Consider the following 20,580-nt stretch of genomic DNA (forward strand, 5'->3'; position numbering starts at 1 on the left):
CGTCGACACCGGCGGCCAGGCCGGTGTACGGCGTGGCGCGCGTTCGCCAGCCTGGGGTGCACACCTGAAACTGGACAGTCTGGGCTGACGAGTTCTACCGTGGAGACATGATCGAGAGCAGGAGGGGCGCGGTCTCGCCGTCGGCGGTCCGCGCGGCGGGTGACGTGTGGGTGGTGGTCAGCCGGCTGCGACGGCGGCTCAAGGAGCTGGCCACCGAGGAGGACCTGACGCCGGCGCAGGCGTCGGTGCTGGCCCGGCTGGACAAGCACGGCCCGGCCTCGGCCAGTGAGCTGGCCGCGGCGGAGCGGGTGCGGCCGCAGTCGGCGGCGAAGATCATCGCCGCGCTGGAGCAGGCCGGACTGGTCGAGCGGCGTCCGGACCCCGAGGACGGGCGCCGGCAGCTCGTCACCCTGACCAGGCTGGGGCTCAAGCGGCGCCAGGGCGACCGCCGGGCCCGCCAGGAGTGGCTGGCGCGGGCGTTGCAGGAGCGGTGCACGGAAGAGCAGTGCCGCACCATCATCGAGGCGATGGCGCTGCTGGACGAAGTGGCGCAGTCATGACCGACCTGCCGGAACAACGCGGGCGGGCGCGGCGCGGCGACGGGTTCGACCGGAAGCTGGTCGCGCCCATGATCCTGGGCTCGATCCTGAACCCGATCAACTCCTCGATGCTCGCCGTGGCGTTGATCCCGATCGGCCAGGCCTTCGGCGCGCCGCCCTCGCAGACCGCGTGGCTGGTGTCGGGGCTGTACCTGGCGACCGCCGTGGCGCAGCCGGTGATCGGGCGCCTGGTGGACTCCTACGGCCCCCGACTGCCCTACCTGGTGGGCACGGCGCTGGTGGGCGTGGCCGGGTTGTTGGGCGTGTTCGCCCCGGACCTGTGGGTCCTGGTGCTCTCCCGGGTGCTGCTGGGGGTGGGGACCTCCGCCGCGTACCCGGCGTCGATGTCCCTGCTGCGCGCCGAGTCCGCGCGGACCGGGCTGCGCAACCCCGGCGGCATCCTGGCGGCGCTGTCCATCTGCAACCAGGTGGTCGCCGTGGTCGGCCCGACGCTCGGCGGGCTGCTGATCAGCACCGGCGGGTGGTCGGCGATCTTCGGCGTGAACGTCCCGCTCTCGGTGGCGTGCCTGGTCCTGGGCTCGGCGCTCCTGCCGCGCCGGACAGCGCTCCAGGAGAACGCCCCGGCGGCGACCCGGCGGCGGGGGGACGTCGCGGGGATGGTCCTGTTCGCCGCCACGCTGACCGCGTTCATGGTGTTCCTGATGGAACCCCGGCTCAGCGCGTGGCCCCTGCTGCTGGTCGGCGTCGTGGCGGGCGCGGCCTTCGCCCTGCGGGAGCTGCGGGCGGCCGAACCCTTCGTGGACCTGCGGGTGCTGAGCGGCAACGTCCCGCTGCTGGCCACCTACGGCCGTCAACTGCTGGCCTACGTCACCTCCTACTCCTTCCTGTACGGCTTCACGCAGTGGCTGGAGGAGGGGCGCGCGCTGAGTTCGTCGACGGCCGGCCTGGTCCTGCTGCCGATGTCCGCGGCGGCCATCGTCGTCACGGCGCTCACCGGACGCCGGGCCGAGGTGCGCGGCAAGCTCGTCATCGGAGCCGTCGTCCAGCTCGTGGGCTCGGCGGCGCTGCTGCTGGCCGACTCCAGCAGCCCGCTGTGGGTGCTCGTGGCCATCGGCGCGGTCATCGGCGTGCCGCAGGGCCTGAACGGGCTGGCCAACCAGAACGCCCTCTACGCCCAGGCCGACCCCGCCCGCATGGGCTCCTCGGCCGGCCTGCTGCGCACCTTCATGTACCTCGGCGCGATCATCGCCTCCGCCGCGACCGCCGCCGTCTTCCCGCACGGGGCCACCACCCTCGGCCTGCACCACCTGAGCTGGTTCCTGCTCGTCGTGGCCGCGCTGTTCCTGGTCACGACCCTGGCCGACCGGTCTCTCCGGCGCATCGGCCCGGCGGTGGGGCCGGCGGCCGCCTGACGGGCCGCCGGCACCACCGCTCCCTCCTCACACCTGTCTCCGACACCGCACACCAGATCGGAAAGGACACGGCCATGGCCGTCACCACCCTCGACCCGAAGACCGCGCTGGTCGCCATCGACCTCCAGAACGGCATCCTCGCCGCGCCGGGGACCCCGCACAGCACCGCCGACGTCCTGGCCCGCACGGTGACACTGGCCGAGGCGTTCCGCGCCCGCCGGTTGCCCGTCGTGCTCGTGCGCGTCACCTCGGCTCCCGACGGATCGGACAGCCCGGGAGGCCGCACCGAGGCTCCCCGCCCCACCAGCGCCCTGCCCGCGGGCTGGGACACCCTGGCGGAGGACCTCGCCGGCCACCCCGAGGACATCCTCGTCACGAAGCGGAACTGGTCGGCCTTCTACGGCACCGACCTGGACCTGCACCTACGCCGGCGCGGCATCACCCAGATCGTGCTCACCGGCATCGCGACCAGCATCGGCGTCGAGTCCACCGCCCGCGCGGCGCACGAGCACGGCTACCACGTCACCCTGGTCACCGACGCCATGACCGACCGCGACGCGCGGGCCCACCAGAACAGCGTCGAGCGGATCTTCCCCCGGCTCGGCGAGACCGGCTCCACCGCCGACGTCCTCAACCTGCTCGCCACGACCCACGGCTGATCGCGAGATCTGGCCCCGCTCCTCGCGCCGCCGTTTCGGATCTTCTCCCTCGCGGACGGAGCTGACACACGGCCAGAAATGCGAAGAAAGGCCCTGGGGACACCGCACGTGGCGTGCGGTGTCCCCAGGGGAAAGCCGGGCGGACAACGTTGACGAGAGGCGGCGGCGCCCACCGCGAGCACTGATCCAAGAATGCGGGCCGACTGCCTGCGCCAACGGCGACGCGCAGCGGCCACGAAACCTCCACGAAACCTCTCTGACAGATTCTGACCTGCGGTGACAGCGCTAACACGTTCCGGATCCACCCGCAGCGACAAACACGACAATCTGGACGTGGCGTGGGTCATGCATCGATTCAGGAATATGATCGCTCCAGCCCCTGTTGCGTAGGGAAGCGCCACCGACGGTCGACTTCGACGAAGTCGGGCCCTCGGCCACCGGGAACACGACGCGGACGACGTCGAACCGGGGGCGGGGACGCCAGGAGGCGAGACCAGCACCGCACGTCCGTTCCAGGGGAGACTTCCTTGCCCATCGCCCTGCTGGCCCTGGCCGTCGCCGCGTTCGGGATCGGGACGACCGAGTTCGTCATGATGGGCCTGCTGCCCGAGATCGCCGACGACCTGCACGTCTCGATCCCCGACGCCGGTGGCTACATCTCGCTGTACGCGCTCGGTGTCGTGGTCGGCGCGCCGCTGCTGACCATGCTGGGGATGCGCGCCCGACACAAGACGATGTTGCTGAGCATGCTGGTGCTGTTCACCGTCGGGAACCTGTTCTCGGCGTTCGCGCCGACGCACGAACTGCTGCTCGGCGCCCGGTTCCTCGCCGGCCTGCCGCACGGCGTGTTCTTCGGCATCGGCGCGGTGGTCGCCGCGAGCCTGGTCCGGCAGGACCGGCGCGCGCAGGCGATCTCGCTGATGTTCATCGGGCTGACCGTGGCCAACGTCGTCGGCGTCCCGCTCGGCACCCTGCTCGGTCAGGCGTTCGGCTGGCGCTGGACGTTCGGCCTGGTCGCGGTGATCGGCGTGGTCGCGCTCGCCGCGGTGGCGGCGCTGGTGCCGTGGCAGCCCAAGCCCACCGACGTCAGCCTGCGGGGCGAGCTGCGCGCGTTCGGCCGACCGCAGGTCTGGCTGGCCTTCGCGGTCGTGATCTTCGGCTTCGCCGCCACCTTCTCCTTCTACAGCTACGTCAAGCCGGTGCTGACCGACGTCACCGGCTACTCCCCCACGACCGTCACCGTGTTGCTGGCGGTGTTCGGCGTCGGCATGACCGTCGGCACCGCTGTCGGCGGCCGACTGGCCGACCGCAACCCGATGAGGACGCTGTACGTCTTCCTCACCGCGCTGGCCGCCGCCCTGGCCCTGTTCGCGGCCACCGCGCACAGCGCCGTGCTGGCGCCGGTCACCGTGTTCCTGATCGGCGCGACCGGGTTCGCGGCGATCCCGAGCATCCAGGCCCGCATCCTGGACCAGGCCAAGGAGGCTCCCGCGCTGGGGTCGGCGAGCATCCAGTCGACCTTCAACATCGCCAACTCGCTGGGCGCCTACCTCGGTGGCCTGGTCATCGCGGCCGGCCTGGGGCTCACCGCCCCGAGCTGGGTTGGCGCGGCGCTGGCCGTGGTCGGCCTGGGCTTCGCGCTGCTCTCCGGCTGGCTGGACCGCCGACCGCAGCGGTCCGAGACCCCGGCCGCCGACCGCGTCGAGGAGCCCGTGTCGGTCGGCTGAGGACGGCTCGGGCACGGGCACGCATCGCCGGACAGACCTCGGCGAACAGGCTTCAGAAGAGGCGAAAGGCTGGTCACCCCTGTTGGTGACCAGCCTTTCGCTTTGCCGCTCAGGTCCCTGTCGCCCGTGTAGTCCGCGTGCGGGAGGAGTGGGCAGGTCAGGGGTTGTTGGCTCGCACCGCCGTGATCGCCACAGTGGCGTAGGACATCGTGAAGCTGCCCCCGATCGCGTCGATGGCCGCGCCAACGCCCTCCAGGACCGCACCCAACTTGTCCGGCGGGAGCTGGGTGAGGACGCCGGAGGTGGGCAGCAGGTCCAGCCACTCGTCACGGGTGTAGGAGCGTTCCCAGTCGAACCGCCACTGTTCCGGCTCGCCGAACCCTCCACCCTCGCGGAGTCCGTCAGCCGCCTTCGCGACCATCTTCTGATAGATGTCCTCGGCGGACGCCCGCGAACCGCTCTTCGACAGGACACTGACCGGCGAGTCGGGCACCACCCGCTGGTAGACCTCCACGAAGGCGTCGCCCACGGCGGGCGGGGGCTCGAACACGTGCCAGAACACCGCCAGCCGGCCGCCCGGACGCAGCACACGCGCCGCCTTGGCCGCGCCGACGACCGGGTCCACCCAGTGCCAGGCCTGGGCGGCGACGACCACGTCGAACACCCGACCGGCGGGGTCCCAGTCCTCGAACGTCGCCACCTCGGCCTCGACCCCCGTGCGGCGGGCGAGGTCGGCCATCCGCGCGTCGGGCTCGACGCCGAGGACCGCGCAGCCGGCCGCCTGGAACTGCCGGGCCGCGATGCCCGTGCCGCAGCCGACGTCGAGGACCGTGGGCGCGGACAGGTCGGTGATGATCCGGTTCACCAGGGCGTCGGGATAGCGGGGCCGGGCCCGGTCGTAACGATCGGCGTCCACCCCGAAGGACTCGGCCATCTGGCGGTGGCGGTGGGGCTCCTGCGGAGCGGGGTCCGAGTGCTCTCGCGGTAAAGTGGGCATGCGCCCACTCTAGTGGGCGCATGCCCACTAGAGGACGTGGGCAGGGTCGGGGTTCGCGGTGAGCGAAAAGGAGGCAGGGTGCCGACTGGGGTGCACATCCGAGACGTGCGGGAGCAGTTGTTCGACGCCGCCGAGCGCGTCCTGCTCCGGGACGGACCGAACGCGCTGACCAGTCGGGCGGTCACCACCGAGGCGGGCTGCGCGAAGGGCGTGCTGCACCGGCACTTCGCCGACTTCGACGCGTTCCTCGCCGAACTGGTCCTCGACCGGATCGACAGGATGGCCGAGCAGGCCACCGCCCTGCGCGAGGCCGCGGGCACCGGCACCGTCGCCGACAACCTCACCGACGCGCTGAGGACCGTGTTCCACTCGGTCACGGTGTCGATCGTCGCTCTGATCACCTTCCGGGACGACCTGCGCGCCCGACTCCGCGCGGCCCGACCGACCCCCGGCATCCCCCTCGCCACCGAGGCCGCGGACATGGTCGCCGCCTACCTCACGGCGGAACGGGAACTGGGCCGCATCGCGCCCGACGCCGACATCGACGCGCTCGCCCCCACCCTGGTCGGGGCCGGCCACCTGCTCTTCGCCGACAGGAGCGGCACACCGCCCGAGCGCGAGGACGTCCACAGGATGGTGACCACCGTCCTCGCCGGCGTCACACCCAACCCGGCCCGCTGAACCCCACCGGCACCCACCTACCCTGCACACGGAACAAGAACGCAGCCCCCGAAGGGTCGTCCCCGCGCACGCGGGGGTGAGTCGCCCGTATCGACCGACCTGCACGTGCGCCTGCTGTCGTCCCCGCACACGCGGGGGTGAGTCGCTCAGCAGCGCGAACTGACCGGTCATCGCGTCGTGCTCCCCGCGCGCGGGGGTAAGTCCCAGGGACCAGCGCCGGGGCCGTTGGTGTGGACGTCCTCCCCGCACGCGGGGGACTAGTCGATCACGGTGAGGTGGGAAGCCGAGCCCGGCCCGCTGAACCAACTGGTGTCCGCCTACCCTGCACACGGGACAGGAGCGCAGGTCACAAAGGGTCGTCCCCGCGCACGCGGGGATGAGTCCACGTGTTCGGTCAGGGCCGTGATCAGCGGGGCGTCGTCCCCGCGCACGCGGGGATGAGTCCCCCTACGAGAGGTGCAGGACCGCGTCCCACACGTCGTCCCCGCGCACGCGGGGATGAGTCCCGCGTACGCAGGGAGGACGCGATCGGTGGGTCGTCCCCGCGCACGCGGGGATGAGTCCCCGGACGCGTCGCGATACCGGTAGGACTGTAGGTCGTCCCCGCGCACGCGGGGGTGAGTCGCGAGTGCAGGCCTTGATGACGCGGTTCCTGGGGTCGTCCCCGCGCACGCGGGGGTGAGTCCCTGCGCGCCAGGTGGTCGTCCGGGTCGTTCGCGTCGTCCCCGCGCACGCGGGGGTGAGTCCAGTCCGTGGGGGTCCTCGGCGGCCACGCCTTCGTCGTCCCCGCGCACGCGGGGGTGAGTCCGTAAAACACCATGGCGGAGCACTCCTACCCGTGTCGTCCCCGCGCACGCGGGGGTGAGTCCTTCAGTCGGATCTCGCGAGCGAGGTCGAGTGCGTCGTCCCCGCGCACGCGGGGATGAGTCGACTATCGGTGCCGGGCAGGGGCCGACGGCCCCGTGCTCCCCGCACACGCGGGGGTGAGTCGCGCCACGGGTTTCCGGCGCCGTCGGTTCTGCCGTGCTCCCCGCGCACGCGGGGGTGAGTCGTTGCTGGAGAACGAGACGTACATCGAGACGTTGTGCTCCCCGCGCACGCGGGGGTGAGTTGCGTGTCGTGCGGATCCTCGCCGACCGCCGATGGGTCCTCACTGCGCACGCGGTGGTCGCTGCCCAAACTGACCCTCGCGCGGATCGTCATCTTCCCCGCGCGTACCGGGGATAATCGATCACGGTGGAGTGGGAAGCCGAGCCTGGTCCGCTGAACCAACTGGTGTCCGCCTACCCTGCACACGGGACAGGAGCGCAGGTCACGTAGGGTGCTCCCCGCATACGCGGGGGTGAGTCGTGGTAGCCGCCCGGGGCGACACCGGCGGCGCGGTGCTCCCCGCATACGCGGGGGTGAGTCCAGCTCCAGCAGCGACACCTCCTGTGGCGCCTCGTGCTCCCCGCATACGCGGGGGTGAGTCCGACCCGTTCCGGGGCCGACTCGGTGAGGCCGAGTGCTCCCCGCATACGCGGGGGTGAGTCGGACGAGACACTGGAGATGATCAAAGACCTGGTGTGCTCCCCGCGCACGCGGGGGTGAGCCTCTCCCTCGCAGTTGTCTCAGTGCGGAGGCCGCGTGCTCCCCGCGCACGCGGGGGGGTGAGTCCCCATCGCCAGCTTCCACACCAGTGGGGTCCGCGTCATCCCCGCGCATGCGGGGACGACACTGCTTGACCTCACGTTTTCGACACCATCGCACACACATCACCCGGGTACAGCGGCCGGGCGGCCGCTGCCAGCTCGGCGACCGCGTCCCGGATACGCCGGACGTGGTCCGCTGCGGTGCCGTCCCATGGTTGCCAGCCGTGCGGGCGGGCGTACGAGCCAGCGACCAGCCGCCCGTCCCGCAGCAGCCGGGCGGTCGCCTCGACGGCGAGGTTCCACACCTCGGGGCCGTCATCCCGGCCCGTGAGCTGACATGCGAGCGACGCTATATCGGAGAAGTACAGCGGTTCGCCCTCTTCCTCGGCCGCGACCAGGACGTCGTCCGCGACCCTGCGGATCAGGGGCTCGGGCCAAGTCGCGCTCACTCGTCATCCCATCCTTCGGTGTTCACATGGATCTTCAGCCGCCCACCGGTGACGCTGCGCATGTCGATAGTGGGTTCTGGGCTGGTCGCACTCTTCGTACGCCATCCCACGAACGTTTTGTCGCTGAGGATCACGGCCGTGCCGATGTAGTCCGGCCGGTCCTGCCGCACGCCGCCCTCGGTGAGGGCCCGGTAGATCTCGGCCAACTCCTCAGTGGACCACACTTCCCGGGTCGGCATCTTCTTCGGTCGGGCATTCCTCCAGCATGTTCGCGGCGGCCACCACCGGGTCCCGCGCCGAGTCGGTCGTGTCCAGCACGCCTTGGAGGTCGTGGATCAGCTCGGCCAGCATGGCGGGCGACCGTAGCCACCGGGCGGGCACCAGCGCGGCGGGAACGAACACAGATCCCCCGAACGTGATCACGCTGCGCTACGACACCGTTGGGGGCGCGTCCCCGCGCAGGCGGGGGTGGTTCCCGGCGGTACCACAGGCCGACATCCACGAGCAGTCTTGCCTGCGCAGGCGGGGGGTGGATGCGGGAGGGTTGTTCTTGGTTCGCGGGTGATGGGGTGGTGGACGCTCCTATGCTCGTCGACCATGCCGAAGCGTCTGGTGTTCGTCACCCTGGCCGGGCAGGGGCACGTCACCCCGTCCCTGCCGCTGGTCGAGGAACTCGTCCGCCGTCGCCACCGGGTGGACTACGCGACCGGCTCGGAGTACGCGGATGCGGTGGTGGGCGCGGGTGCGCGCTGGGTGCCGCTGCCGTCGCTGAAGCCGTTCTCGGCGCCCGCACGGGTCAGCTCCGAGACCATCCTGAGCTGGCTTCAGCACTACTTCGCCGCGATGTCGGCGACGTACCCGGTGCTGTACGAGCACTGTTCTGCGACGCGACCGGACGCCGTCTGCTACGACACGACGAACTGGCCGGGCCGGCTGGTGGCCGAGAAGCTCGGCATCCCGCCCGTGCGGTGCATCCCGAACCTCGCGTCCAACGAGGCGTTCTCGCTGGACGACGATCTGATGGGTGGGATCGACGCCGATCATCCCGTGATGGTGGCGCTCGCCGCCGAGTGCGCGAGGTTCTCCGACGAGCACGGCGTCCATCTGGACTTCGCCGGGACGATGGACGTGGTCGAGGCGCTCAACCTGGTGTTCGTTCCCCGGGAGTTCCAGCCGGCTGGCGAGACCTTCGACGACCGGTTCCGGTTCGTCGGCCCGCTGCTGGGCCAGCGGGAGCGGAAGGAGCCGTGGACGCCCAGGGTTCCGGATCTTCCGGTGCTGTTCGTGTCGCTGGGCAGTGTCTTCACGGACGCGGCGTTCTACCGCACCTGTCTTGAGGCTTTCCGCGACGGCGCGTGGCAGGTGGCGATGACCGTGCGGGACGTGGACCCCGCCTCCCTCGGACCGATTCCGTCCACTGTGGACATCAGGCCGTGGTTCCCGCAGCCGGCCGTGCTTGGCCACGCCTCGGCGTTCGTCTCGCACGCCGGGATGAACTCGACGATGGAGGCGCTGTGTTTCAGGGTTCCGATCGTCGCCTTCCCGCACACGCCGGAGCAGGTCATCAACGCCAACCGGGTCCAGGAACTCGGACTGGGCGAACGGCTGGACAGCGCAACCCCCTCCCCTGAGGAACTGCGCGCGGTGGTGACGCGTGTGGCCTCCAGCGGTGCTGTACGCGCGAACCTCGACCGGATGCAGGACGCCATCCGGCGGAGTGGTGGCGCGGTCCGAGGGGCTGACGAAATCGAGCAGTACCTCGGGCTCGGAACAACCACAGGTTGACCCGCCGGACCGCTGGGCGTCCAATGAACCGCGTGCGTCAGCTCCTCGTGGCGACCTCGCTCCTGACGGCGACCGTGGTGCTCGCGGCCTCCCCGGCCTCCCCGGCCTCCCCTGCGTCCGTGGCCGACGCGGCGACCAGCCCCGCGCCCGCCGCGCTCGGCTTCGACCTCGACGCCGCCACCATCCCCGACCTCCAGGAGTGGATGAACCGGGGGACGCTCACCTCCGTCCGGCTCACCGCCGCCTACCTGCGCAGAATCCACGACGTCGATGACAGGGTGCGATCTGTCGTCGCGGTCAACCAACGAGCACTCGCCGAGGCCGCCGCGAGCGACGCGCGGAGGCGTTCCGGTCGTGTGCTCGGCGCGCTCGACGGGATTCCGGTGCTGCTCAAGGACAACATCGACACCGTCGCGATGCCCACCACCGCCGGATCACGCGCACTGCGGGATTCCCGCCCTCAGCGGGACGCCTTCCAGGTCACGCGGCTTCGCGCCGCGGGCGCGGTGATCCTCGGCAAGGCGAACCTGTCGGAGTGGGCCAACTTCCGCTCCACCAAGCCGACGTCCGGCTGGTCCGCCGTCGGCGGCCAGACCACCAATCCCCACGTGCTGGACCGCAGTCCGTGTGGGTCCTCCTCCGGCTCGGCGGCGGCCGTCGCCGCCTCGTTGACGCAGGTGGCCATCGGGAGCGAGACCGACGGCTCGATCGTCTGCCCGGCGGGGATGACCGGTGTCGCCGGGCACAAGCCGAGCCTGGGGCTGGTGAGCCGGACCGGGGTGGTGCCGATCTCCGCCGAGCAGGACACGACGGGGCCGATCGCGCGGCACGTCGTCGATCTCGCGATCACGCTGTCGGCGTTGCGGGCTCGCGACCCTGACGACCCGGCGACCCACGCCGTCCCGGACCACCAGCCGACCGACTACGCCAGGGCACTCGACCCGAACGCCGTGCGCGGAGCCAGGATCGGGATGTGGCGCCTGCCGGCGTTGGGTCCGGAGGTCGACGCCGTGATGACCTCCGCCGTGAACAGGCTCCGCACGAGCGGCGCCACGGTGGTCGAGGTGTCGCTGCCGTTCCAGGAGGAGCTGGCGGCTGACGAAATGCCGGCGCTGCTCACCGAGTTCCGCAGGGACGTCAACGCCTACCTGGCGACCCGGCGGGGCGGTCCGCGCACCCTGGCCGACCTGATCGCCTACAACCGGTCCGATCCCGCCGAGCGGACCTGCTTCCCCGGCCAGGAACTGTTCGAGATGGCCGAGGCCGCACCACGGCCCGACGACCCCGAGTACCAGGCCCGACGGGCGAGGTTGTCCGAGCTGTCCCGGAGGTCGATCGACGAGACCCTGAGGAGCACCGGCTGGACGCCATCGTCGCGCCGACAAATCCACCCGCGTGGCGAATCGACTGTGTGCGGGGCGACAACGACATCATCCCGTCCTCCACGCCCGCCGCCGTGGCCGGCTATCCCCACACCACCGTGCCCGCCGGCTTCGTGGGACCGCTTCCCGTGGGCCTGTCGATCTTCGCGGGCCGGTGGGCGGACGCCGAGGTGCTCTCGCTCGCGGCGGCGTTCGAGCGGGTCGCTTCCGCACGGCGCGCTCCCCGGTTCCTCCCCAACCTGCCGGAGACGAACTGACCGGCTCATCGTGTCGTGGCTCATCGTGTCGTGCCGAGTCGGTGCAGCGCGATTCCCGCGAGTCGGAGGTTCCCGGCGAGGCCCGGCGGCACCACCAGCCGGAGCGCGGACGCCGAGACGGGCTGGGCGGGGTCGGTGATCCGGTAGCTGCGGCTGGCGGTGCCCGCGACGAGGTGGGTGATCGGCCGCCACACATCGTCGGGGGTGCGCCGAACGTCCAGTCGCAGGTGACGCAGCCACGACTCGGGATGCGCCGGGTCGTCCCACAGCGTGAGCGCGTCGAAGGTGACGGCTTCCGGAGGGCGGATGTGCAGGTAGCACAGGGCGAATGACTCCGCAGTGAACTCGATCATCGGGTCGGACAGCAACGGCATGGCCGGTGGTGTGGGGTTGGGCGTGGTCGCCAGTAGTTGGTCGGCCCGCAGTGCCACGGGCCTCTTCTCGTCCCATCCGACGAACTGCACGACGGTGTGCGCGGGGTCGTTGAGGAGGTTGGGCGCGGTCACCGGCGGAATGGCGTTGCCGGAGCCGGTCACGGCCGTGACAGGGGCCGTTTCGGGGGCGAGCAGGTTCTCGCGCATGGTGGCGGCGGTGGAACGCAGCAGCGTGGTCCACCTGCGCTGGTAGGTGACGCCGTCGATCCGGCTGACCAGGCCGAGCCAGGTGCCGACCAGCAGGTCCCCTCCCGGCAGCCATGTCGGCACGGGGAGCCCGACGACGTCGGTGACCAGCAGTGGTTCGGCTTCTGGGTTGAGCACGACGAGGTTGCCCTGTTCGTCGCCACAGGCGATCCGGCCGTCCTCGGCGACGTCGAGGTGGTGGAGGACGTCGGCGGCCGGGTAGGAGCTGTGCTGCGACCAGACTCCGGCGGTGGCGCGGAACAGGATGACCCGGGTCCCCTGGAGGGTGATCAGGGTCCGGCTGTCCGGGCTCCAGGCGAGTTCGTCGGCGGTGGCGGGCAGGGTGGCCACGAGCGTGCCGTGGGCGCGGTCGAGCAGGAACAGTCGGCCGGTGTCGTAGGTGGTGGCCACGGCCAGGAGGCGGCCGTCCGGACTCCGGGCGGCCGACGTCGCCTTGCCGCCGATGGTGGTGACCAGCGGAGCCAGATCACGGCTCCAGCGTTCGGCGCCGGTGCTGACCTGGTAGGTGACGGCCTTCTGCCGGGCGACCAGGAGCACGGTGTCCTCGTCCACCGCCGTGAGATGGGCTTCGCTGGCGGCGCCGGGCCGCTGGGACAGCGGCTCCTGCCACCAGTCCTGGTGCCACAGCGGGGTACCGTCGCGACGCCAGGCGGCCAGGCCGAGGTTGCCGGCGGTCACCACCCAGGCGCCGCTGGGCGGTGTCGCGAACGCGGGCGGCAGGCCGTCCGACCTGTTCGAGCTGATGCGGTGGAACCAGCGGGGCGCGGTGCCGTGCAGGTCGAAACGCCGCTCGACGGTGCCGCTCTCGGCCCGGACCAGGTGCAGCCCGTAGCCGTTGTGGGTGTCGAGGGCCATGCCGTGGACCGCGACACCGCCGGAGATGGTGCGGGGGCTGAAGGTGTACTGCTGGCCGATCCGGGTCTGCCAGCGTTGCGCTCCGGTGGTCAGGTCGAGGGCGTACAGGTTGCTGTCCCAGTTCGACGTGGTCAGCACGGCTGTGTCGCCGGTCAGCGCGATGCCGTTGACGTGAGCGCCAAGTCGCTGGGTCGCGGGCTCCCAGTTCTCCTGCGGCGGGAGTGCGGTCGAGGTCGACCGATCCGCGACGAGGGCCTCGGGTCCGGTGAGCAGGTCCATCGGTTCGCTGGGGACGACGACGGCGACGTCGGTGGTGTCGGTCTGGCCGCTGAGCAGGTCGACGGCGGTGACCCACAGCCTGGTGCCCGCGTTGACCGGCGCGGGAAGGATTCCCTCGGCGGGCGCGGTGGTGTGGGTCTCCCACAGCACGGTGGTGGCCTCGCCCCGAATCCGGACCCGGACGGGCAAAGGCAGATCAGGGTCAGCGCCGCGCATGCGCACCGACCAGTGGACGCGGGACGTGCCGTTCGGCCCGTCGGCGCGGGTGGTCGCGGTGACCACCGGCCCGAGGACGGGTGCGGGGAGCAGCGCGTAGATCGCGACCGGCCAGTGCCGGAAGTCCGCGGTGACCGTGCCGTCCTCGGCTGGCGACACCCGCGCGCCGGCGAGCACGTCGTACACCACGCCGCTGGCGGCGGGAAGCCGCAGCCGGCAGGTCAGCGGCGCGCGGACCGCGCTGAAGTTCTCCGCCCTCCGGAAGATCGCGTTGTCCACGTCGAACATCGAGTTGTTCAGCGCGACGACGATCCGCGCCTCGCCCAGGGTGCGCTCGCTGACCAGGACCTGGGGGTCGTCGGCGGTGGCTCGCGGGCCGCTGACCACGTCGCCGAGGGCCGACCGGAGGTCACGGCCGTGGTCGAGGCAGATCTGGTACCAGCTCCGCAGCACCGGGTTGGGGTTGGAGCTGTGGTAGGAGGCGTCATTGCCGGCCTGGGGGAAGAGCGCGGCGGCGGGATCGACCGCGTCGAAGACGAAGCTCCTGTCAAAGGTCAGGTTCGTCGGCGAGCGCAGCGGGGCACTGCCCACCTCGGCGACCACGGAGTCGCGGCATTCGCCGTCGTGGAACACGCGCACACCGGCGCGCGCCGCCTCGCGCAGCGCCGTGAGCACGTCGGTGTCGAACGCGATCCGCTCATGCACGAGCACCACGGCCGCGTAGTCGGTCAGCGGCCGCACCCCCGGAGTGCCGAGGTCCTCGACGAAGACGATGCTCGCGGGCAGGTGGGCGTACAGCAGGCCCAGGTACGCCTCGAAGATCCGACCGAAGTGCTCGGGCATCGCGGCGAACCACGTCTCGACGGCGAACTGACGCCGGGACACCAGGATCGCCACCTGGTCCGCGCCGCGGAACCGGCTGATCCACTCGCCGTACTCGTGGAGCACACCGGCCAGCACGCGGACCATCGACGGCCAGCCACCGGCGGTGTTCCTCGGGTCGGGCACGAGCGACTGCTGCCGGAAGATGGGGACCGGGGCGCTGTGGCCGCTGGTGTCGCCACCCCGCATGAGCGCGGCGAAGGCCTGGCTGAGGAGTTGGTCGCCGGTGCCGCTGTCGTTCCAGTTGTCCTCGTGCAACGTGCTCGGCCGGCCGGGTCGCACGTAGTAGTCGACGGCGAAGGCGGTGTGCAGCATGAGCGGGAACTGTTCCCACTGCGCCTGGAGGTCGACCTCGTCCACCTCGACGAACGTCTCCGGCGGGTAGACGAAGGCGAAGCGGAACGGCCCGGCGACGGAGGTGATCAGCTCGGCGGAGCCCGCGCCGGCGTCCGCTCCCGCGTCGAGGACCTCGCGCAGCAGGCGCTGGGCCGCCGGGGCGTGTTCGAGGGCGTGCGTGAACATCGCGGCCACCAGCGGCCGCCAGGTCCCGTCAGTGCGCGTGGCCACCAGCTCCCGCGAGTAGAGTTCCCTGGCGCGGGGTTTGGCGTACTTGTTCAGTTGGTCGACGCTGACTTCGAGGCGCAGCCAGTTCGCGGCCCAGTGCCAACCCTGGAACGCGGGGTACGCCGAGCAGACGCCGTTGGCCTGGAACAGGTCGAAGTAGCGCAGGATCGGGGTGCGGCTGTCCTCGTTGCCGCGCGGGTCGATCTCCTCCGGCAGCGGCAGGGTCGCGTCGTTGATCACCAGCACGCCGCGCTCGCGCACGCCGAGCGCGCCGAGCCCGGCGATGACGTCCAGAGTGGACGGCAGCCGCCAGAGCTTCATCGGGTCCACCGCGACCGGATCGGCGAGCAGCCGGGCGCGCAGGGGGCCGAGCACCGCGGTGTCCCACTCCAGCGGAAGGACCAGGAACCGGTTGAGGTTGCTGCCCAGCCGCTCGACGGTGATCGTCCATCCCTGCCTGCGCACCCGCTCCAGGTGCGCTGCGACCGTGTCGGCGGCGTTCCACAGGTCGGCGGTGGTGGGGACGATGCGCGCCAGGTCCTCGAACCAGACCCGGCGATAGGCGCTGACCGGCTGGGCCGGTCCGAACTCCAGTGGTTGCGGGGCGATCGTGAGGCCGGGCGCCTCGGCCGTGAGCAGGTATCGCCCCGGCCGCAGCACCTCCGTCAGCGCGGCGGGGACGGTGATCGTGACGGGCTCGGCGGAGACCGGGAGGGTGGTGCGCGCGACCGTGACAGGGGCGCTGCCCGAGACGTCGTCCAGTCGCAGCGTGATCTGTTCGATGGTGGCCGGCTTCTGGCGAACCGAGACGGTCACCACGACGGGTTCGCCGCGCGCGTAGCGGGTGCGGTTCAACGGGTGGTCCGTCGGGTTGTTGGACGATGTGCCGACCACCGCTCGCGAGACCGTGCTCAGTGTGACCGAGCCGGTGGCCGACTCGGGTCGGATCTCCACGAAGCGGTGCAACCGGTAGTCCATCTCATCGCCCGAGCGGGACGGCCCGGTGTCGGGGCTGAGCGTGAGCTGTGACAGTCCGGTGGCGTCGGCGGGCACGGCGATCCGGAAGAGGGTGTCGTCGCCGGGGTCGGGCGTCACCGTCAGTTCGCGGTGGTCCTGGCCTCCGGGAGAGCGCAGCCACGCCCGCCATCTCGGTGCCGGCACCCGCTGCTGCGTGCCTCGGCCGTACCGGTCGATGGTCAGGCGTGCCGTCACCGTTCGTCCCGCCGTCCACGGCGCGCCCCGGACGGCTGGCTCGTCGCCGAACTCCGCCCGGACGACGTCGTGGTCGGCGTGCACCGACTGGCCGAACACCACGTCGGTGTCCGATGTGGACGGATCTGGCAGGGTGAGGACCGAGTACAGCTCGCGGTCATGGGCCCGCTGGAGCAGGATCTGACGTCCCCAGACCCGCAGGGCGCGGTAGGGCGCGCCCACCGGTGAGGGTCGGTCGGCGGGCAGGCGCAGCGGGACGGCCGCGCCCGTGCCGTCGTCCGGGTAGCGGTGCACCACCGCCCCCTCGGGCTCGACCACGTACAGGTAGCCGGCCTGGTCGACGTCGAACCCGCCCGGCTTGTAGTAGTCGCCCCTGAGTTTCTGGATCACGGGGTCCGTTCGGTCCCAGAGCACCCGACCACTCGCGTCGATCTTGGCCAGGTGTCGGGTGTTCCTCTCCTTGTTCGTATAGAGGACGTAGAACAGCGGTTGCGGATCACCGGCGGTGCCGCCCTCGCGCAGCCGGAAGTCCAGCACCGTGACCTTCTCGGGCGCGAAGGGCAGCGGGTGGCTGGCCAGTCTGGTCACCGGCTCCGGTGGGCTGCCGATCACGACGACGGTCGGCCGCCGGTCCGGCGGGGTCCCCGGCCTCGATCCGGGTGGCGGGAAGAGGCCGTACTGCGCCAGCGCGTAGAACCGGCCGCTGACCTCCCCCGCCTCCACCCGGTAGGGCGCGTCCCAGCCCACGTCGTCGCCGAAGTAGGCGCCCACCCACCGGCCGACCGGCTGCGGGTCCAGGTCGGGGCCCAGCACGCTGACCGCGCCCGCGAAGTGGGCCTCGGCCCTGGCGAGGTAGCGTCCGTGGGCCGCGTCGTTCGCGGTGACCGAGCACGGGATCTCGTTCCCCTGCTGGTAGGCCAGCCCGCGCCGGTCACGACCGTCGATCGTGGTCGCCAGGATGTAGTTGACGTTGGCCTGGCCCGTCGACTGGTACCCGACCAGGTAGGCCCTGCCGTCCCTGCCGACCCCCAGCACGGACGCGGACGGCCGGAAGGCGACGTGCTCCCGCACGACCACCCGCTCCACCGTGAACGCCGTGAACCCCGTGGCCGCCGTGAACGCCGCTGTTCCGGATTCGCTGGTCATCCTCACTCCTCATCACGACGCCCGACATGCTGGCCAACCACCGGGTTGGTTGCCCGCAGCCAACGCGTCACGGCCACCGCCTCGGTGTCCTCTCCACCCTGTTCGACCGCGCCTCCGCCTACCATCCCTAGATCTGGGGATTGACAACACTGGACAGGCACTCACGCCTCACGCCCGTGAACGAGGGGCCGAACACGGATGGGGTGGAGGGGCGTCCCCACCCTTCCACCCCGCTGGCCAACACCACCTCCCGACACCAGCCGCTCCCAACCAGGACAGCGGTTCCTCCATCACCCACGACAGACCACAACTGTCCACGCCCGACGCGGAGACCGGAGAGGACAGTCCACAAAGGACCAAAACGTTCCGCGTTCGCGCCCTGCCAGACCAGACGCGCGGCCGTCACCCGGAGCACAGGGCCATCGCCCGCGTGCGCGAGAGGACAATGACGGCGTGACCAACTCACCGTTCGCCGCTCTCCTGCCACCACTCCCCGCGGGCCGCGAGTGGATACCGGTGAACACCGGCGAGTCGACAGCATCAGTGTTCCGTCGGGACGACGGCGTCGCGTTCGCCAAGTGCGTGAGCCCGGACGGCGTTGACGAGCTGCGCGGTGAACACGACCGCGTCCTGTGGCTGACCGGCACGGGCGTGCCTGGCCCCTCGGTGCTGGAGTGGACGGTGACGCCGCTCGGCGCGTGCCTGGTGACCACGACCGTCCCCGGAGTCCCGGCCAGCGAACTGTCCTCCGGCGCGCTGCTGACGGCGTGGCCGTCGATCGTGCGCGTGCTGCGCCGAATCCACGACCTGCCGGCGACGGACTGCCCCTTCGACCGCACTCTCCCGTCCATGTTCCGGCTCGCGGAGGACGTCGTGCGCCGTGACGCCGTCAACCCGGACTTCCTCCCCGAGGACCAGCAGGACATCCCGCCCACGGCCCTGCTGGAGGCTCTGCGCGCGGAACTGGACGAGCGCCTGACCCAGGAGGCCGACGACCTCGTCGTGTGCCACGGCGACGCCTGCCTGCCGAACTTCCTGGTCGACCCGGACACCCTGTCCTGCGTCGGGGTCATCGACCTCGGCCGGCTCGGTGTCGCGGACCGCCATGTCGACCTCGCCCTGCTCCGCGCCAACGCCCGCGACACGTGGGTCGGCGACGACGAGGCCCGCGCCGACCACGTCCTCGAAGAGACCTACGGAGCCGAGCGCATCGACCCCGCGCGCCTGCGCTTCTACCTCCACCTCGACCCGCTCACCTGGGGTTGATGCGTCGCGCACGCGGGCGAGGTCCCGCACGACCGGAGCATGCCGGGGCTGACGTGCGCCTGCGGTCCGGTCTGGGGCGTGTGATCACCAGCGCCCGCATGCGCGCCGTGCGGGCGGAAAGGAGGAAGACAGACACTCCCGGTCTTGATCACATGTTGGCCACGGATTCATCCGGCCGTGGTCGCCGGTTCCTCCCCGCCCGATAGACAACGCCGCAGCGGAGCGGACGGAGGCGACCCGGATGTTGGAGCGGTGGAAGGTCCTGGCCGGCGCGGTGGCGATCGCGGCGTGGAGCGCGTTGCCCGGAGTGGCGCGGGCCGGGGAGTCGGTGCGGAAGTTCCCGATGCCGACCGGGCGGGAGCTGACGGTGCTCGTCACCGGGGACGCCGGCACCGGCGCGGACGGGCAGTGGGCCGTCGCGCGGGCCGCGAAGGAGGTGTGCGCCAGGGAGGGCGTGTCGCTGGCGGTCGGGCTGGGCGACAACATCTACGAGAACGGCCCGGAAAGCCCGGAGGACGACGAGTTCCACACGAAGTTCGAGCTGCCCAACGCCGGACTGGACGTGCCGTGGCTGATGGTGTTGGGGAACCATGACTGTAGCGGGATCATCCCGGGGAGCGGCGGCCGGCCATCGCGGGGTGACCACGAGGTGGCCTACCACTCCCGGTCCGCCCGCTGGTGGATGCCGGCCCGGTACTACTCGGTCGCCCTGCCGCAGCGGTCGGACCGCCCCGTGGTCGAGTTCTTCGCGCTGGACACCAACCCCGTCGCGTCGACGGTCATGCAGACCGACCCGCACTACCACTGGAACGGTCCGTTCATGCGCGCCCAGCGGGCGTGGCTGGACCGCGCGCTGGCCCAGTCGACGGCGACGTGGAAGGTCGTGCTCGCGCACCACCCCTTCCGCAACAACGGCAAGCACGGCAACGCGGGCGAGTACGACGGCATCGTCATCGGCGACTACACCAGCGGCCGGCACCTGGCGGAGCTGTACCGGGAGATCGTGGTGGGTCGGGCGGACTTCGTGCTCTCCGGCCACGACCACACGATGCAGCTCCTCGACACCGGCCCGGACTGGAAGGGCACCGAGCAGGTCGTCTGCGGCGCCTCCGCCAAGCACGGGGACGGCTCCGGCCGGCGGACCAACAAGGCGTTCTGGCAGGACCTCGCCAGCCTGGGCTTCATGCTGATGAAGATCCGCGAGGACCGCGTGGTCCTCGACGCCTACACCGTCGACGTCGCCACGTCCCGTCCCACGCTCGCCTTCAGCCGCACCCGCGCAGGCTGAACCGCGCCAGAGCCTGTCCGCGAAGAACGTTGGTGTGGCTGATCTTGATCCTGGGGCGTCGTACGCGGGCACGAGTTGACCGGCGAGAAGCGGGCAGGCGATCGAACCGCTGCTGCCCGCCTCCGGTGTGAAGGGACGCCCACGGCTGGATGAGGCGTCGCGTGATCAACCGGGTGCTAGTCAAGGTGAAGACGGGCATGACCCGCCGGAACGGCATAGGCCAGCCCGGGGAGAGGTGTCGACAACCCGCTCTGGCGGTGGTCACGCACCGGCACACTGACAACGCTGTGTTCGAAGGCGAGGGCGATTGACGATCTCAACCGGGAGGTCCGGGGTCGACTCCAGCACTGTGTGCGTCCACAACACACCGCCGGTGCGCCGCACCTCCGCGCCCCCACGGGGCGCGGACCATACCAGGGCGGCAGGCACCGTGAGCCAACTGATCACGCCATCGGACACGCCCACGGCGAACCCGACACGACGATCCACCTCGCCTGCGACGGCCGCGTCGGTCGTGTCGACCGGCGGCAACGTCAACGACCGCGCCATGTTGGAGGCCGCGCTGGCAGCCGTGCGGTTCCGGCCACCGGGGCCGGGGCGGCCCCACACCCGCCCAGACCGGGTGATCACGGACAAGGGCAACTCCAGCCGCGCTCGTCGCACTCAGCTTCATCAGCGGGGCATCCGCGCC

At 71.4% G+C, this 20,580-nt stretch carries 13 protein-coding genes, 1 pseudogene and 2 CRISPR repeat arrays; of the genes and pseudogenes, 9 read left to right on the forward strand and 5 right to left on the reverse strand.

The genetic code is table 11. From position 1 onward, the window contains the following. Positions 1–107 precede the first annotated feature (107 nt). The 4 genes from LX15_RS14930 to LX15_RS14945 all read left to right on the forward strand — a co-directional run bounded on the left by LX15_RS14930 (position 108) and on the right by LX15_RS14945 (position 4,358). Complete coding sequence (locus LX15_RS14930; protein WP_253670185.1) at positions 108–560, forward strand: MarR family winged helix-turn-helix transcriptional regulator; 453 nt, start codon at positions 108–110, stop codon at positions 558–560. Continuing rightward, positions 557–1,972, forward strand: coding sequence for an MFS transporter (locus tag LX15_RS14935; protein WP_253670186.1), 1,416 nt, complete (start codon positions 557–559; stop codon positions 1,970–1,972). Before LX15_RS14930 ends, LX15_RS14935 begins: the two co-directional genes overlap by 4 nt. 74 nt (positions 1,973–2,046) lie before the next feature. Then, a complete protein-coding gene (locus LX15_RS14940; RefSeq protein WP_253670187.1) occupies positions 2,047–2,631 on the forward strand; it encodes a hydrolase in 585 nt (194 codons plus the stop codon). Positions 2,632–3,158: 527 nt separating this feature from the next. After that, positions 3,159–4,358, forward strand: coding sequence for an MFS transporter (locus LX15_RS14945; protein WP_253670188.1), 1,200 nt, complete (start codon positions 3,159–3,161; stop codon positions 4,356–4,358). A gap of 157 nt (positions 4,359–4,515) precedes the next feature. Here LX15_RS14945 and LX15_RS14950 read toward each other — a convergent pair whose 3' ends face one another. Then, on the reverse strand, positions 4,516–5,292 hold the full coding sequence (locus tag LX15_RS14950; protein ID WP_372502726.1) for a class I SAM-dependent methyltransferase: 777 nt from the start codon (positions 5,290–5,292) through the stop codon (positions 4,516–4,518). Positions 5,293–5,433: 141 nt separating this feature from the next. Between LX15_RS14950 and LX15_RS14955 the strand changes: the two genes are divergently transcribed. After that, positions 5,434–6,036 carry a TetR/AcrR family transcriptional regulator gene (locus tag LX15_RS14955; protein ID WP_253670190.1) on the forward strand — a complete coding sequence of 201 codons (603 nt, stop codon included), beginning with the start codon at positions 5,434–5,436 and terminating at the stop codon, positions 6,034–6,036. Between the two features lie 355 nt (positions 6,037–6,391). Continuing rightward, a CRISPR array of direct repeats spans positions 6,392–7,150; the repeat unit is 29 nt; unit sequence GTCGTCCCCGCGCACGCGGGGGTGAGTCC. A gap of 207 nt (positions 7,151–7,357) precedes the next feature. Further along, positions 7,358–7,630: direct repeats of the CRISPR family, unit length 29 nt. Between the two features lie 132 nt (positions 7,631–7,762). Here LX15_RS14955 and LX15_RS14960 read toward each other — a convergent pair. The 3 genes from LX15_RS14960 to LX15_RS14970 are packed head-to-tail and all read right to left on the reverse strand — an operon-like array spanning position 7,763 to position 8,467. Continuing rightward, positions 7,763–8,116: a hypothetical protein gene (locus LX15_RS14960; RefSeq protein WP_253670191.1), complete on the reverse strand. Its 354-nt coding sequence runs from the start codon at positions 8,114–8,116 to the stop codon at positions 7,763–7,765. Beyond that, positions 8,113–8,322 (reverse strand): hypothetical protein, encoded by a 210-nt coding sequence (locus LX15_RS14965; protein ID WP_253670192.1) that lies wholly within the window; start codon positions 8,320–8,322, stop codon positions 8,113–8,115. Before LX15_RS14965 ends, LX15_RS14960 begins: the two co-directional genes overlap by 4 nt. 4 nt (positions 8,323–8,326) lie before the next feature. Then, the gene (locus LX15_RS14970; protein WP_253670193.1) at positions 8,327–8,467 is read right to left on the reverse strand and encodes a hypothetical protein; all 141 of its coding nucleotides are present in this window, start codon (positions 8,465–8,467) and stop codon (positions 8,327–8,329) included. Positions 8,468–8,713: 246 nt separating this feature from the next. Between LX15_RS14970 and LX15_RS14975 the strand changes: the two genes are divergently transcribed. Together LX15_RS14975 and LX15_RS14980 are read left to right on the forward strand one after the other, a co-directional pair. Then, positions 8,714–9,901 (forward strand): macrolide family glycosyltransferase, encoded by a 1,188-nt coding sequence (locus tag LX15_RS14975; protein WP_253670194.1) that lies wholly within the window; start codon positions 8,714–8,716, stop codon positions 9,899–9,901. A 23-nt stretch (positions 9,902–9,924) separates the two neighbouring features. After that, positions 9,925–11,540: pseudogene (locus LX15_RS14980) on the forward strand (amidase). Between the two features lie 20 nt (positions 11,541–11,560). Here the strand turns inward: LX15_RS14980 and LX15_RS14985 are convergent. Then, positions 11,561–17,335: an outer membrane protein assembly factor BamB family protein gene (locus LX15_RS14985; RefSeq protein WP_253670195.1), complete on the reverse strand. Its 5,775-nt coding sequence runs from the start codon at positions 17,333–17,335 to the stop codon at positions 11,561–11,563. Between the two features lie 453 nt (positions 17,336–17,788). Between LX15_RS14985 and LX15_RS14990 the strand changes: the two genes are divergently transcribed. Beyond that, positions 17,789–18,601: an APH(3'') family aminoglycoside O-phosphotransferase gene (locus LX15_RS14990; RefSeq protein WP_372502725.1), complete on the forward strand. Its 813-nt coding sequence runs from the start codon at positions 17,789–17,791 to the stop codon at positions 18,599–18,601. A gap of 241 nt (positions 18,602–18,842) precedes the next feature. Further along, positions 18,843–19,889, forward strand: coding sequence for a metallophosphoesterase (locus tag LX15_RS14995; RefSeq protein ID WP_253670196.1), 1,047 nt, complete (start codon positions 18,843–18,845; stop codon positions 19,887–19,889). The last annotated feature ends 691 nt before the right edge of the window (positions 19,890–20,580 follow it).

It is taken from the genome of Streptoalloteichus tenebrarius, from assembly GCF_024171885.1.
GTDB classification, from domain to species: domain Bacteria; phylum Actinomycetota; class Actinomycetes; order Mycobacteriales; family Pseudonocardiaceae; genus Streptoalloteichus; species Streptoalloteichus tenebrarius.